The sequence below is a fragment of the Pseudomonas sp. NPDC077186 genome (assembly GCF_044543505.1).
GTDB lineage: Bacteria > Pseudomonadota > Gammaproteobacteria > Pseudomonadales > Pseudomonadaceae > Aquipseudomonas.
On the sequence record NZ_JBITWE010000005.1, the window covers coordinates 332,079 to 346,099 of the forward strand.

Consider the following 14,021-nt stretch of genomic DNA (forward strand, 5'->3'; position numbering starts at 1 on the left):
GGCATTGGCCGGCTTGTTCGACGCCTATAAGCCTAGCGTGCGGTTATTTGACGCGCTGGCCTGGTTTGGCGCCGCTGTCCGGGCTGAGCAGGTAGATGTCCTCGCCACCGGGGCCGGCGGCCAGCACCATGCCCTCGCTGATGCCGAACTTCATCTTGCGCGGCGCCAGGTTGGCCACGTACAGGGTCAGGCGACCTTCCAGCGCGCTCGGGTCCGGGTAGGCGGACTTGATGCCGCTGAACACGTTGCGCTTGGCGTCGCCGATATCCAGCGACAGGCGCAGCAGCTTGTCGGCGCCCTCGACGAACTCGCACTTCTCGATCAGGGCGATACGCAGGTCGACCGCGGCGAAGGCGTCGAAATTGATCTCGGCGGCCAGAGGATCTTTTTCCAGTTCGCCGTTGCCGGCGGGTTTGGCGGCTTCGGCGGCGAGGTCTTCCTTGGAGGCTTCGATCATGGCGTCTATCTTCGCGGGTTCGATACGGGTCAGCAGCGGGGTGAACGGGTTTAGCTGGTGATTAGTTAGCATTACTTCGTGGTCGCTCCATTTGAGGTCGGCGACATTGAGGAACTCTTGGGCTGCTCTTGCCAAGTTAGGCAGCACAGGTTGGAGCATGATGATGATTTGGCGGAAGAAATTGATACCCAGGGCAGATGCTGCCAAGGCTTCGTCGGTTCTTCCTTCCTTAGCAAGTTTCCACGGTGCGGCTTCAGCTACAAAGGCGTTTGCCATGTCTGCGTTAAACATGATTTCGCGCATGGCGCGGGAGAAGTCCCTTAGCTCATATGCGCTGGCAATATCTTTGTTAATTCTGCGTTGGAAGCCTTCTTCCCAGTAGAGAGATCTGAGGTTTTCAGGGACTTCTTGAATCTTTTCGACATTGGCCCGGATAAATTCTTCATCAGGCAATTTCCCGCTGCCTAGCTTGTGAACAAACCCGGCGCAGCGGCTGGCGATATTGACCACCTTGCCGACCAGGTCGGAGTTGACCTTCTGCACGAAGTCCTCGAGGTTGAGGTCGAGGTCGTCGACGCCGCGGCCCAGCTTGCTGGCGTAGTAGTAACGCAGGTACTCGGGGTTCAGGTGATCGAGGTAGGTGCGCGCCTTGATAAAGGTGCCGCGCGACTTGGACATCTTCTGCCCATTGACCGTCAGGTAGCCGTGCACGTTGACCGCGGTGGGCTTGCGGTAGCCGGCGCCTTCGAGCATGGCCGGCCAGAACAGGGCGTGGAAGTTGACGATGTCCTTGCCGATAAAGTGATACAGCTCGGCGGTCGAATCTTTGTTCCAGAACGCATCGAAGTCCAGCTCCGGGCGGCGCGAACAAAGATTTTTAAAGCTGGCCATGTAGCCGATCGGTGCGTCCAGCCAGACGTAGAAGTACTTGCCCGGCTCGTCGGGAATCTCGAAGCCGAAGTAGGGCGCATCGCGGCTGATGTCCCACTCCTGCAGGCCGCCGTCGAGCCATTCGGCGATCTTGTTGGCCACGGCGTCTTGCAGATTCGTACCGCCTGGGTGCGAGCCTCGTGTCCACTCCTTCAGCATGGCCTCGAAGTCCGGCAGCTTGAAGAAGAAGTGCTTGGAATCCTTGAGCACCGGCACCGCGCCGGAGATCGCCGAACGCGGGTCTTTCAGCTCGGTGGGGGCGTAGGTGGCGCCGCATTTCTCGCAGTTGTCGCCGTACTGGTCCTCGGCAGAACACTTAGGACAAGTGCCCTTGATAAAGCGGTCGGCGAGGAACATGCCCTTCTCGGGGTCGAAGTACTGGGTCACCGAGCGGGTGGCGATATGCCCGGCGTCGCGCAGCTTGAGGTAAATGGCCGCCGACAGCTCGCGGTTCTCCTGCGAGTGGGTCGAGTGGTAGTTGTCGAAGTCCACGCCGAAGTCGGCGAAATCGGCGGTGTGCTCGGCCTGCACATTGGCGATCAGCTGCTCGGGCGTGATGCCTTCCTTCTCGGCGCGCAGCATGATGGCCGAGCCGTGGGCGTCGTCGGCGCACACGTAGATGGCCTGGTTGCCGCGCAGTTTCTGGAAGCGCACCCACATGTCGGTCTGCACGTACTCGAGCATATGGCCGAGGTGGATCGAGCCGTTGGCGTAGGGGAGGGCGCTGGTGACGAGAATCTTGCGGGCTTCGGTCATGGTGATCGGCTGCACTGGTAAAACGAGGGAAGTCGGCAACTATAAGGGAAGCGACAAGCTTCAAGCTACCTGCGCCACGGAAAAGCGCCGTGCTCCATCGTCCGATGGCGCTGCTGCTATGATGGGCGCCTGTTTCTGCCCTGCCTTGTTCTTGGAGTTCTTGCATGAGTGCCGTCACCCGCGAAGCGGTCGAAGCCTGTCTGCGTCGGTTCACCGATCCCCATCTGGACCAGGACCCGGTCAGTGCCGGCTGTCTGCGCGAGGTCGAGATCCAGGGTGGCAAGGTCAATGTGCGTCTGCAGCTGGGCTACGCCGCCGGGCTGTTCAAGAACGGCTGGGCGCAGATGCTGCAGATGGCGCTGGAGAATCTCGATGGCGTCGACAGTGCGCAGGTAAAGGTCGATTGCCTGATCGAGTCGCACCAGGGCCAGGCCCAGGTGCCGGCGCTGGCCGGGGTGAAGAACGTGATCGCCGTGGCCTCGGGCAAGGGCGGGGTGGGCAAGTCCACCACCGCGGCCAACCTGGCGCTGGCCCTGGCGCGTGAAGGTGCGCGGGTGGGCATCCTCGACGCCGATATCTACGGACCCAGCCAGGGCATCATGTTCGGCATCGCCGAAGGCACGCGGCCCCAGGTCAGGGAGCAGAAGTGGTTCGTGCCGCTCGAGGCCCATGGCGTGCAGGTGATGTCGATGGCCTTTCTCACCGACGACAACACGCCGATGGTCTGGCGCGGGCCGATGGTCAGCGGCGCGCTGCTGCAGCTGATCACCCAGACCGCCTGGAACGACCTGGATTATCTGGTGGTGGACATGCCGCCGGGCACCGGCGACATCCAGCTGACCCTGGCGCAGAAGGTACCGGTGGCCGGCAGCGTGATTGTCACCACGCCGCAGGACCTGGCCCTGCTCGATGCCAAGAAAGGCGTGGAGATGTTCCGCAAGGTGCATATCCCGGTGCTGGGCGTGGTGGAAAACATGGCCGTGCATATCTGCTCCAACTGCGGCCATGCCGAGCACCTGTTCGGCGAGGGCGGCGGCGAGAAGCTGGCCGCGCAGTACGGCATCGAGCTGCTGGCCTCGCTGCCGCTGTCGATGGCCATTCGCATGCAGGCCGACGACGGCAAGCCGACCACCATCGCCGATCCGGAAAGCCAGATCGCCATGATCTACCAGGACCTGGCGCGCAAGGTCGGCGCGCGCATCGCCCAGGCCGGTAAGCCGGCGATGCCGAGCATCGAGATCAGCGACGACTGAAAGCGGCCGCGGCGCGGCCTTCTGATGACCCTCTCCCATTTATGGGAGACGACTGCATGGATGCAGGAGGTAGGGCGACGCAGGATGCCAAAGCCGAGGGTGCCCAAAGGGCGGGAGAGGGTGGCATAGGCGACTCGGTGCTGGCCTGACGAGCCCTCTCCTCCGCCCCCTCTCCCGCAAGCGGGAGAGGGGAGACAAGCATAATTCAGACGCCCACAAAAAAGCCCCGCACTGGGCGGGGCTCTTTTCAAGCGGGTCAGCTCAGGTTAGACAACCTGAACTTCCTCAGCCTGCATGCCTTTCTGACCACGGGTGGCCACGAAAGTCACTTGCTGGCCTTCTTTCAGGCTCTTGAAACCATCGCTCTGGATGGCTTTGAAGTGTACGAACAGGTCGTCACCGGATTGCGGGGTGATGAAGCCGTAGCCTTTCTCATCGTTGAACCACTTGACGGTGCCAGTCTGACGATTGGACATGTGATGTCTCCTAACAAAAGTAATAACAGCCCTGGAAAAGCCCAGGCCGGGACTGAGTGCAACGAGTACTAGGAGTCGGACGATGTTTGGATCGAGATCTAGGCATCTAGTAGCGATTCGCGGTGACACATGCAGCACAGTGGGCACACCATACGTGTTTTTATCGTCGAGTGCGAATGCTGCGTGCGTCTTTCTTGCAAATAACTCGCGGCGGCCGGTCGTGACGCCGGTCGACAGCCTTTGAAGCGGGGCGCCGGGGTCGGTAAGATGCGCTCACTTTTTTCGCCACCGCCCATTCAGGACACCTCGCCATGAGCATCAAATCGGACAAGTGGATTCGCCGCATGGCTCTCGAGCACGGCATGATCGAGCCCTTCGTCGAGCGCCAGGTGCGCACCGAAGGCAACGAGCGGCTGATCTCCTACGGCGTGTCCAGTTACGGCTACGACGTGCGCTGCGCCGACGAATTCAAGGTGTTCACCAACATCAACTCGGCCACCGTCGACCCGAAGAACTTCGACGAGAAGAGCTTCGTCGACGTCAAGAGCGACGTCTGCATCATCCCGCCGAATTCCTTCGCCCTGGCCCGCACCGTGGAGTTCTTCCGCATCCCGCGCGACGTGCTGACCATCTGCTTGGGCAAGAGCACCTATGCGCGCTGCGGCATCATCGTCAACGTCACGCCGCTGGAGCCGGAGTGGGAAGGCCACGTGACCCTGGAGTTTTCCAACACCACCACCCTGCCGGCGAAGATCTACGCCAACGAGGGCGTGGCGCAGATGCTGTTCCTGCAGTCGGACGAGGCCTGCGAGGTGTCGTACAAGGATCGCGGCGGCAAGTACCAGGGCCAGCTGGGCGTGACCCTGCCCAAGGCCTGAATGGCCGCTGCATCCGAACAAGCCGAGCCTCTGCTCGGCTTTTTCGTCTGTGCCCCGCTCGATAAGCGGCTGGCGACGAGCGGTTAGCCGTTTGCCAGCCGGCGCAGTGCCTCAGGGCTCCTGTGCGGCCTTGCGCTGTTGGGCGTAGTGCTTGAGTACGTCGCCGAGTGCGGCAGTCATCACGGCCGTGGATACGCCGAACATGAGGATACCGTTGGCCGCCTCCAGTGCGCTCAGCAGCTGCCGTGGCGGGGAGAGCACCAGGTCGCCGTAACCCAGGGTGGCGAAGGTCACGCCGGAGAAGTACAGGGCCTGGGCAAAGGTTTCGAATTCGCCGAGCAGGACGAACAGCCCGGCCCAGATACTCATCTGCAGGAAGTTGCCGAACAGCATGAACAGCATCACCAGGCTCAGGATGAGGATGGTGCTGCCGAGCGATGGCCGGCTCAGGCCATGCCGATAGTCGATATAACGACGCAGGCTGAGGGCGACCATCACGGCCTGCAGCAGCAGGCACAGCATGGTTATGGGCAGGCCGATCAGCAGGTTCAGGAACATGGCTTTTCCTCAGGGGGCAGGGTGACGCGGCGGTCGATCAGGTAGACCGCCGCGCAGGCGTACAGGGTGACGAGGACGAACAGGCCCATGCGGATGGCGAAGGCGCTGTAGACATCCTTGCCGAGGGCGCTGTCCTGTACCGACTGGCCCAGCAGGATGATCAGGGTCATCGCGCTATTCAGCCAGAAGCCGGGGCTCAGGCGGTTGGCCACCAATTGGTAGAGACGCCGTGCCAGCAGCAGGATGAACAGCAGCATCAGCAGGAAGAACAGCCACAGGTGCGGCAGGATGCTCAGCAGGGCCCAGAAGGCGATCGCCAGCGCGCCGCCCAGGAGGGTCGAGCCGAGCAGTTCGCGGCCGGCGTCGCGGGCGCTGGTGCCGCACACCTGCTGGCCGAGGCTGGCCGCTTTCATTACCAGCGGTATGTAGCTGGCGGGGTCGGCCAGTGCCAACAGCCAGGCCGGCAGTACCACCAGCATGGCGCGCAGGGCGATCCACTCGGAGCGCGCCTGACCCATGGCCGCCGGCTTGGCGGCGGGCGGCAGTCCCGCGGGTTCGGGAAACAGCCAATGGCCGATAGCCACGCACAGGGTCGTCAGCAGCACGGCCTTGATCAGCGCGACCACCACTTCCTGGCCGAGCGCCATGGAGCTGGTGCCGGCGGCGGTAACCAGGGTCAGGCCGATGACCTGCAGGGTCGACAGCAAGCCGTTGCCGCCGCGCAGGGCGAAGCGAAAGCTGAAGAACAGGCCGAGTGCCACCAGTAGCACGCCGCTGAACGGCGAGTGACGCAGCAACGGGCTCAGCAGCAGACCGCTGCCGCAGGTCAGCGCGGCCACCAGGGCCAGGCTCAGGCCGGCCCTGAGGGTCAGCGGCCGGTTGCTCATGGCCAGCAGGAGCAGCACCAGTACCGGCGCGAGAAAAGGCAGCTGCAGGCCCAGGCCGAAGCCCAGGACGGTGCCACAGGCCACGCCGCAGGCCAGGCGCAGGGCGCGCTGCGGGCGCGGATCGGTCGGGCCGGCCATCAGTAGGCGAACGACAGCCAGCTCATCACGCGCAGAAAGGCGCGGCCGAGCAGGTTCAGTGGGTTGCCCTCGAGGGGGAAGGCCATCACCTCGGCCTGGCCGCCGACGCGCAGGCCCCGATAGTCGCCCAGTTCGCCCTCGACGAACTCGATGATCACCGGGAAGCGTTGCGCCGCACGCAGCCAGTCGCGGCTGTTCTCCACCGTCGGCAGGCTGCCGGGCGGGGTGCTCTGGCCGACGCTGACGCCATAGCCGATGCTGCGCACGCGGCCGCGATAGACATGCCCGGGGCGGGCGTCGAGGACGATGGCAACCGCCGTGCCCGGCTGCAGGTGGCCGAGGTTGTTCTCGCTCATCTCGGCGCTGATCCACAGGTCGCTGAGGCCGATCAGGGTCATCTGCGGGCTGCCGGCCGCCGCATACTGGCCGACTTCGCTGCGCAGGTCGGTGATCAGCCCGGCGGAGGCGGCGCGTACCCGGGTCTTGCTCAGGTCCAGTTCGGCCTGCTCGACTGCCGCGGCGGCGCTGCGCAGGCGGGCGTTGTCGGCACCGCTGCCGCCCTCGCTTTCGCGGGCGCGCTGCACTTCGGCACGGGCCGCGGCCACCTGGCTGATGGCCTGCTGCAAATTGGCCCGGGAGATTTCCAGGCGGCGCAGGGAGATGGTCCCGGGGTCTTCGCGATACAGGCGTTCCAGACGCTCGCGATCCTGCCTGGCTTCCAGCTCGCCGGCCTCTGCGGCGCGCTGCGAAGCCAGGGCCGAGTCGATGGCGGCGGTGCTGGCGCCGACCTGGCCGCGCATGTTTTCCAACTCGGCGCGGGCCTTGGCCACGGCGATCTCGTAGGGCTGCGGGTTGAGTTCGAACAGCACCTGGCCGGCCTCGACCGTCTGGTTGTTGCCGACCAGCACCCGCTGGATGCGCCCGGCCACCTCCGGTGCCACCGCGACCACGTAGGCCTGCACCCGCGCCTGTTGGGTATAGGGGGTGAAGCGGTCGGCCAGCAGGTACCAGACCAGGGTCAGGCCGATCGCGGCGAGGGTAAGCTGCACGCCGCGGCGGCTGGGGTCTTGTTCCCTGGCTGCGGGTTTGGCGGCGCTCTGGTCGGTGGTTTCCGGGCTGTCGGTCATGGCGTGGCTGCCTGGGCGGACGGGGCTGATGGTTCGTCGAGCAGCTCGCCCCAGTCGGTACGCTGGCGCATCTGCTCGAGGGTGGCGCCGTCGAGCAATGGCTGGTTGCTGTGCCAGCCGCCGCCGAGGGCGCGATAGAGGTCGATCAGGTTGCTCAGTGCGGCGCTGCGTGCCACCAGGTAACCATCCTGCTGGGCGAACAGGGCGCGCTGAGCGTCCAGCACCCGTTGGAAGTCGGAATAGCCCTCGCGGTACTGGGCGCTGGCCAGGGTCAGAGAGCGCTGGGCCGAGAACGCGGCCTCGCGCAGGATGCGCTCGCGTTCCAGCGCCTTGCTCAGGCCGGTGGCGGCGTCGTCGGCTTCGCGCGCAGCCTGGCGCACGCGGTCTCGGTAGGCCTCGATCAGTTGCTGCAGGCGCGCATCCTGCACGCGCACGTTGTTGCGCAGGCGGCCGTGATCGAACAGGTTCCAGGTCAGGTTGGGGCCGGCGCCGAGGCTCAGCGTGTCGGGACTGCCGGCCTTGCTGCTGGCCGACCAGCCGATGCTGCCGAGCAGGCTGAGCGAGGGGTACAGGTCGCTCTCGGCCACCCCGATCAGGGCGGACTGGGCGGCCACCTGGTGTTCGGCGGCGCGTACGTCGGGGCGGCGCAACAGCAGGTTGGCCGGCACGTCGTCGAGCAGGGCCTGGTCGACCAGCGGTACCAGGCCGGTCTGCGCATTCAGCTCGGGTAGGCTGCCCGGCGGCTGGCCGATCAGTACGGCGAGGGCGTTGCGCGTCTGCGCCGCCTGGGCCTCCAACTCGGGCACGCTGCTCAGGGTGCCCAGGTACTGGGTCTTGGCCTGCTGCAGGTCAAGCTCGTCGCTGTTGCCGCTGTTGAACAGGCGTTCGGTGATCTCCAGGCTGCGCTTCTGCAGCCTGGCGTTGTCGCGCGCGATGCCCAGGCGTGCCTCGGCGGTGCGCAGGGCGAAGTAGGTCTGCGCCACCTGGGCACGCAGCAGTACCAAGGCATCCTCGTAGTTGGCCCGGGCGGCGAAGTAACTGGCGTCGGCGGATTCGATGGCGCGGCTGTAGCGACCCCAGAAGTCCAGCTCCCAGCCGATGTCGAAGCCAGCGCCGTACTGCCAGGCACTGCTGTCCAGCTCGGTGTCGCCGCCGTACTGGTTGCGCTCGAGATAGAAGGCATCGGCGCTGGCCTGCTGCAGCTGCGGGTAGCGCCCGCTGCGGGCGATGCCGAGCTGGGCGCGGGCTTCGAGGATGCGCAGGGCGGCGATGCGCAGGTTGGGGTTGTGGACGTCCGCCTCGGCGATCAGGCGCTCGAGCAGCGGGTCGTCGAATTGTGTCCACCATTGCCGGTTGTCCGGCTGCGGCTGTTGTTGGCTGGCCGCGTTCAGCGCCTGGCTGTCCCAGTGGTCGATCCAGGTTTGGCGTGGCGATTGGAAGTCCGGCCCCAGGCGCACGCAGCCGCTCAGGGCGGCTGCGGCCAGCATCATCATCCCAAGGCGGTGGTGTTCACGCTTCATTCGCGGAGCCGGGCGAGGCGTCACCTGGCTGTTGATCGACCCACTGCCAGAACAGTTTGTAGCCGACGGCCAGCAACACCGGGCCGATGAACAGTCCGATGATGCCGCCGGCCACCATGCCGCCGAGGGCACCGATCAGTACTACCGGCATCGGTACGTCCACGCCGCGGCCGAGCAGCAGCGGCTTGAGCACGTTGTCGGCGAGGCCGGCGACGAAGGTGTAGATGCCGAAGATGATGACCGCCAGGCTGGCGCCTTCGTTGAAAAACACGTAGGCGATCACCGGCAGGGTGATCAGGGTGGCCGGCAACTGCATGATGCCAATGATCAACACGCCCAGAGCCAGCAGGCCGGCCCCCGGAACGCCCTTGACAATGAAGCCGGCACCGATCAGCAGCATCTGGATGAAGGCGATGCCGATCACGCCCTGGGCGACTGCGCGGATGGTGGCCGTGCACAGCGTGACCATGTCTTCGCCATAGCCATGGGCAACCACCCGGTTGGCGATGCGCAGGGCGCTGCGATGGCCGCTCTTGCCGTAGGCCATGATGATGCCGGCGATGATCAGCGCGCCGATGAACACCAGCAGGCCGACGCTGGCGCCGGCCAGTTTGCCGAGCAGACCTAGGGCCGCGCCCTTGAGGTGGGGGGCCGCCTGTTGCAGTGCGCTGGTTACGTCGGACGCGGTTTGCGCCCAGAGCGCGTACAGCGGTTTGCCGATCAGCGGCCAGTCCGCCACGTTGGCCGGCGGGGCCGGGATATGCACGCCGTCTTCCTTGACCACGGCGATGACGCTCTGCACCGATTCGGTCAGCGAGGCGCCGAGCAGGTAGGTCGGCACCAGGAGGATGGCAATGGCGATGACGATCAGCAAGGTGGCGGCACGCCCCTCGCCGCCGCCGACACGGGGCCTGAGCATGCCGTGCAACGGATAGAGGGTGACGGCGAGAATCAAGGCCCAGGCCATCAGGCTGAGGAAGGGATGGAAGATCTCGTAACAGGCCACTACCAGGGTGGCGATCAGCCCGGCGCGAATCAGGGTGTCGAGCAGGGTGCGGGGGATGCGCGGATCCACCGGGGGGAGGTCGGACATGAGGGGTTCCTTTCCTGAGTCTGCTGGGCTGTCTCGTCAGCCCGACTCATGGAGTGGGCCACGCCAGTCAGCGTAGCCCGCCCTGTCCAACTCTGCCGCGAAGGCTTTAGCTCGCGATTGTCGCCCTTCAGGGCACCAGCGGCAGCTCGCGTTTGTGGCGGGTGGCATCGAAGGTGCGGACGATGGTGGCATAGGCCGCCTCGCTGACCGTTTCGCCGTGCAGGAAGGCGTCGATCTCGGCGTAGCTCACGCCATGGGCTTCCTCGTCCGGCTTGCCCGGGCGCAGTTCTTCCAGGTCGGCGGTCGGGGTCTTCAGCACCAGATGCTGCGGCGCGCCCAGGTGCTTGGCGATGGCCCGTACCTGGCCCTTGACCAGGCCGGACAGCGGCGCCAGGTCGCAGGCGCCGTCGCCGAACTTGGTGAAGAAACCCATCACCGCCTCGGCGGCGTGGTCGGTGCCGATCACCAGGCCGTTGTTGGCGTTGGCGATGGCGAACTGGGCGACCATGCGGATGCGCGCCTTGATATTGCCGACCACGAAGTCGCGGCGCGCGTCGCTCAGTTGCTGCAGGTGGGTGACCTGCTCGCCCAGCCCCAGCACGCTGCTGGCGATATTGACGGTGTCCTCTTCATCGGCGCGGATGAATTGCAGCGAGTCCTGGGCGTCGTGCTCGTCGTGCTGGGCGTTGTGCGGCAGGCGCACGGCGATAAAGCGGTACGCCGAATCGCCGGTCTCGCTGCGCAGCTCCTCCACCGACAATTGCGCCAGGCGCCCGGCGGTCAGCGAGTCGACGCCGCCGCTGATACCGAGCACCAGCACCTTCAGCCCCGAGTTGCGCAGGCACTGCTTGATAAAGGCCTTGCGCCGTTCGATCTCTTTGATCAGGGCGGTTTCGTCGGCAAAGGGCGGCACCACCTCCAGGGCGGCGGCGATTTCGGCTTGGCGGTTGCTCATCTCGGGCTCCTTGATGCGGGTCGGCGCTGCAAAGCGGGAAACGGAAAGCGCTAGAGCTTACGTCCATCCAGGAGAAAAGTGCAGGCTAGAGAGGTACGAGGGCGAGAAGCGGACAAAAAATGCCCGGGAGGAATTTTCAGCGTCGTGCAGCGACGGCCCGTAGGGGCGGCCAGGAATGGCAGGCCATAAAAAAATAGGCGCCAGAGGCGCCAGGAGCTTTCAATCGATGCACAGGTTCTGAGCCCGGTGGCGGCGCTAAGTTCAATTCGATGATGTAAAAAGGCCATCTTTTTTCGCGCAGGCTTTTGCCCAGGCAAAAGAAAAGGCGCCAGAGGCGCCTTAAACGATGATCTATGGAGTAAGTCGAATACTCAGAGCGAGGCGCCGACGAAAAGGTTCAGCACCACCCGACGAACGGTCGTCACCTGGCCGGCATCAGCAGCAGGCGCTGGTTGCCGTAGACCTTGTCCAGGTTCTCCGCTCGGAACGGGAAGCTCATATAGCCGCCCTTGAGCCAGGCCTCGATACCGTCGGCATAGTGCGGGCTGGCCGGGTTGCCCGACTGGCCGGAGCTGTTGACGCCACTCAGCGGCTCGGCGGCGGCGAAGTCGACGACGATGCGCATGGCCGGGATCAGCCAGGTGTCGAAGTCCTGGCCCCAGGCATAGGCCGAGACGTTGAGCGTGCTGTGGTCGCCGCCGGCCGGGTAGGGGCCGCGATCCAGGTAGCCTTTGAGCGCATTGATGCTGGCGCGCTGGCTGGCGCTCATATAGGGCGCCAGGCGGCTGGTCTCGGTGACCCATTCGTAGCTGTGCAGCTTGCCCCACTGCCAGGCGCTGCGCGCCTGGCCCAGGCGGCTTTCCAGCAGTTCGATGCTGGCAGCCAGGCTGCGCGCGAGGATGGCCGGCTTGTCTTCGGCCTGCGGCGTGCGGATGTCGTTCCAGAACGGGCTGTCGGCGCGGCCGAGCAGGTGGTCGGCTTGCGCCGAGTAGGAGGCGTTGGCGGCTTGCACCAGGGCCTGCCAGGCCGGGTTGCTTTCCGGGCCGAGTTCGTCGAGGAAAATCTGCCGCGCGCTTTCATGCAGGAAGGCGGCGTAGATCGCCGCATCGGCGGAGCTGGCGGCCAAGCTGCCGTCGAAGGCCTGCAGGCGCTGCAGGGCTTCCTCGGCGCGTTCGCGCTGACCCGCCGGCAGGGCGGCGATGGCCTCTCGCAGCGGACTTTCCATGCCCGGGTCGCTGAACATGGCCTGCAGCTTGGCGACGAAGGGCGAGGTCTGGTCGTACTGCATGGCGATCATGCTGCGGCCGTCATGCTGGCCGCTGCCGGCCAGTTCGGCGATGCGTTCGGCGCGCTCGGGGTAGTACCAGGAACTGGACAGCTGCATGCCGTAGCCCGGCTGCACGCTGCGCTGGTTGGCGCTGCCCAGCCAGCCCTGCGGCGGGTCCTGGTCGTAGGGATGGAGCATCGGGTCGGCGAAACCGTCCCAGGCGTAGCGGTCGTCCCAGCCGGGCGAGGGCAGCAGGCCGCGGCCCTCGCGGCGGTTCGGGTAGCGCCCGGTGACCTGCCAGCCGATGTGCTGGGCGTCGGCGAAGACGATGTTCAGCGGCATGGCGCGGATCTCGCGGGTGGCCTCGAAGGCCGCGTCCACCGACTGCGCGCGGGACAGGTCGAAGAAGGCGTCGAGGCTGGCGTCGCGCTCGAACTGGGTGGTCTTCAGCGCCAGGCCGTAGCCGCTCTCCAGGCGCAGCGGTTGCAACGCGTGCTTGCGCTCGCCCAGTACCGAGTTGAGCAGCGGGCCGTTGCGGGTTTCGTAAAGTGTCTCGCGGATCGGCCGCTGGCCCTTGATGAAGAAGGTCTCCTGGCGTTCGCGGGCCGGCAGCCACTGGCCGTCGGCCAGGTACAGCAGGCGGCCGCCCTCGCGTTTGACGCGTTCGAGGAACAGGTCCTGGTTGTCGCCCATGACCATGGTCATGCCCCAGGCCAGCTTGCCGTTGTAGCCGGCGACCACGGCTGGCACGCCGGCCAGCGAGATGCCGGCGGCCTGGTACTTGGGCGAGCGGATCTGCACGAAATTCCACAGCGAGGGCATGCTCAGCGGCAGGTGGGTGTCGTTGGCCAGCAGGCTCTTGCCGCCGCGCGCGCGCTGCGGGGCGATGGCCCAGTTGTTCGAGGCGGCGACGCCGAGCATGTGCTGCGCGGCGATCTGCGCCGCGGCCTGGCCGACCGCCTGCAGGCCGGGCAGCTGCCCCTTGAGGTCGAGGCCGGCGAGCTTCTGCGCTTCGTCGAACGGCAGCGCCTCGTCGGGGTAGATCGGCAGCAGCCAGGGCAGCAGGTCGGCGCCGACCTGCTGGGCCATGACCAGCGCGGCGATCTCTTCCTGCAGGTTGACCGCCAGGCCGAAATTGAGCAGGCAGAACAGCAGCACCGAGTCTTCCGGTTTCCAGTAGGCCGGCCGGTAGCCGGACTCGGCCAGGTCCATCGGCAGGCGCTCGCGGTAGCGGAACATGTAGGCGTTGACGCCGCGCGCGTAGACCTCGAAGAAGCGTTTCAGCCGCGGCGAGGCGCCGGCATAGAGCGCCTCGGCACTGCGCTTGAGATCGACCGCGCGCATGAACCTGTCCATCTCCAGCACGCCGGGGCCGGCCATTTCCGCCAGGCGTCCTTCGGCCAGCAGGCGCATGCCGACCATCTGCCCGAGGCGGTCGCCGGCATGCACGTAGCCCAAGGCAAACAGCGCATCGTGGAAGGTGCCCGACTCGATCAGCGGCATGCCGAGGGCGTTTCGGCGGATCGAGGCACTTTCCGCCAGGCCCTGGATGCGTTCCACGCCACGCGTCGGCGGCACGCTGTCAGCATAACGACTGTTGAGCAGGGACTGGCAGCCGGCAAGGCCGGTCAGCGAGGCGGCAAGGGTCAGGCAGGCCAGCGTGCGCATGGCGAAATTCCTTGGCAGGCGATAGGTCGGGGGTGCGGCGGCTGCGCGCAACGGGCCG

At 65.8% G+C, this 14,021-nt stretch carries 11 protein-coding genes; 2 read left to right on the forward strand and 9 right to left on the reverse strand.

All coding sequences use genetic code 11. From position 1 onward, the window contains the following. Positions 1 to 43 precede the first annotated feature (43 nt). Positions 44 to 2,143, reverse strand: a complete 2,100-nt coding sequence (metG, locus tag ACIGKL_RS19790; RefSeq protein WP_397488156.1) for a methionine--tRNA ligase — start codon at positions 2,141 to 2,143, stop codon at positions 44 to 46. A 164-nt stretch (positions 2,144 to 2,307) separates the two neighbouring features. Between metG and apbC the strand changes: the two genes are divergently transcribed. Beyond that, positions 2,308 to 3,396: an iron-sulfur cluster carrier protein ApbC gene (gene apbC, locus ACIGKL_RS19795; protein ID WP_397488157.1), complete on the forward strand. Its 1,089-nt coding sequence runs from the start codon at positions 2,308 to 2,310 to the stop codon at positions 3,394 to 3,396. Between the two features lie 266 nt (positions 3,397 to 3,662). Here apbC and ACIGKL_RS19800 read toward each other — a convergent pair whose 3' ends face one another. Beyond that, on the reverse strand, positions 3,663 to 3,872 hold the full coding sequence (locus ACIGKL_RS19800; RefSeq protein ID WP_004423761.1) for a cold-shock protein: 210 nt from the start codon (positions 3,870 to 3,872) through the stop codon (positions 3,663 to 3,665). A gap of 311 nt (positions 3,873 to 4,183) precedes the next feature. Between ACIGKL_RS19800 and dcd the strand changes: the two genes are divergently transcribed. Beyond that, on the forward strand, positions 4,184 to 4,750 hold the full coding sequence (gene dcd, locus ACIGKL_RS19805; RefSeq protein ID WP_021446086.1) for a dCTP deaminase: 567 nt from the start codon (positions 4,184 to 4,186) through the stop codon (positions 4,748 to 4,750). A 111-nt stretch (positions 4,751 to 4,861) separates the two neighbouring features. On the opposite strand, the gene ACIGKL_RS19810 is transcribed toward dcd, so the two are convergent. From ACIGKL_RS19810 to ACIGKL_RS19840, 7 genes are all read right to left on the reverse strand, one after another. After that, positions 4,862 to 5,308, reverse strand: a complete 447-nt coding sequence (locus ACIGKL_RS19810; protein ID WP_397488158.1) for a potassium channel family protein — start codon at positions 5,306 to 5,308, stop codon at positions 4,862 to 4,864. Continuing rightward, positions 5,299 to 6,333 carry a DUF2955 domain-containing protein gene (locus ACIGKL_RS19815; RefSeq protein WP_397488159.1) on the reverse strand — a complete coding sequence of 345 codons (1,035 nt, stop codon included), beginning with the start codon at positions 6,331 to 6,333 and terminating at the stop codon, positions 5,299 to 5,301. The genes ACIGKL_RS19810 and ACIGKL_RS19815 overlap by 10 nt, the downstream gene beginning before the upstream one ends. Then, complete coding sequence (locus ACIGKL_RS19820; RefSeq protein ID WP_397488161.1) at positions 6,333 to 7,460, reverse strand: HlyD family secretion protein; 1,128 nt, start codon at positions 7,458 to 7,460, stop codon at positions 6,333 to 6,335. Before ACIGKL_RS19820 ends, ACIGKL_RS19815 begins: the two co-directional genes overlap by 1 nt. Beyond that, positions 7,457 to 8,980, reverse strand: coding sequence for an efflux transporter outer membrane subunit (locus tag ACIGKL_RS19825; RefSeq protein ID WP_397488162.1), 1,524 nt, complete (start codon positions 8,978 to 8,980; stop codon positions 7,457 to 7,459). Before ACIGKL_RS19825 ends, ACIGKL_RS19820 begins: the two co-directional genes overlap by 4 nt. Then, positions 8,970 to 10,073, reverse strand: a complete 1,104-nt coding sequence (locus ACIGKL_RS19830; protein WP_397488163.1) for an AI-2E family transporter — start codon at positions 10,071 to 10,073, stop codon at positions 8,970 to 8,972. Before ACIGKL_RS19830 ends, ACIGKL_RS19825 begins: the two co-directional genes overlap by 11 nt. A 127-nt stretch (positions 10,074 to 10,200) precedes the next feature. After that, positions 10,201 to 11,028, reverse strand: coding sequence for an ammonia-dependent NAD(+) synthetase (gene nadE, locus ACIGKL_RS19835; protein ID WP_397488164.1), 828 nt, complete (start codon positions 11,026 to 11,028; stop codon positions 10,201 to 10,203). Positions 11,029 to 11,449: 421 nt separating this feature from the next. Continuing rightward, positions 11,450 to 13,963, reverse strand: coding sequence for a penicillin acylase family protein (locus ACIGKL_RS19840; RefSeq protein WP_397488165.1), 2,514 nt, complete (start codon positions 13,961 to 13,963; stop codon positions 11,450 to 11,452). Positions 13,964 to 14,021: the final 58 nt, after the last annotated feature.

Bases quoted from the DNA above. Each gene is read 5' to 3' on its own strand.
- ACIGKL_RS19815 (WP_397488159.1), bottom strand. From the start codon at position 6,333: ATGGCCGGCCCGACCGATCCGCGCCCGCAGCGCGCCCTGCGCCTGGCC.
- ACIGKL_RS19825 (WP_397488162.1), bottom strand. From the start codon at position 8,980: ATGAAGCGTGAACACCACCGCCTTGGGATGATGATGCTGGCCGCAGCC.
- apbC (WP_397488157.1), top strand. From the start codon at position 2,308: ATGAGTGCCGTCACCCGCGAAGCGGTCGAAGCCTGTCTGCGTCGGTTC.
- ACIGKL_RS19820 (WP_397488161.1), bottom strand. From the start codon at position 7,460: ATGACCGACAGCCCGGAAACCACCGACCAGAGCGCCGCCAAACCCGCA.
- metG (WP_397488156.1), bottom strand. From the start codon at position 2,143: ATGACCGAAGCCCGCAAGATTCTCGTCACCAGCGCCCTCCCCTACGCC.
- ACIGKL_RS19830 (WP_397488163.1), bottom strand. From the start codon at position 10,073: ATGTCCGACCTCCCCCCGGTGGATCCGCGCATCCCCCGCACCCTGCTC.
- ACIGKL_RS19810 (WP_397488158.1), bottom strand. From the start codon at position 5,308: ATGTTCCTGAACCTGCTGATCGGCCTGCCCATAACCATGCTGTGCCTG.
- nadE (WP_397488164.1), bottom strand. From the start codon at position 11,028: ATGAGCAACCGCCAAGCCGAAATCGCCGCCGCCCTGGAGGTGGTGCCG.
- ACIGKL_RS19800 (WP_004423761.1), bottom strand. From the start codon at position 3,872: ATGTCCAATCGTCAGACTGGCACCGTCAAGTGGTTCAACGATGAGAAA.
- ACIGKL_RS19840 (WP_397488165.1), bottom strand. From the start codon at position 13,963: ATGCGCACGCTGGCCTGCCTGACCCTTGCCGCCTCGCTGACCGGCCTT.
- dcd (WP_021446086.1), top strand. From the start codon at position 4,184: ATGAGCATCAAATCGGACAAGTGGATTCGCCGCATGGCTCTCGAGCAC.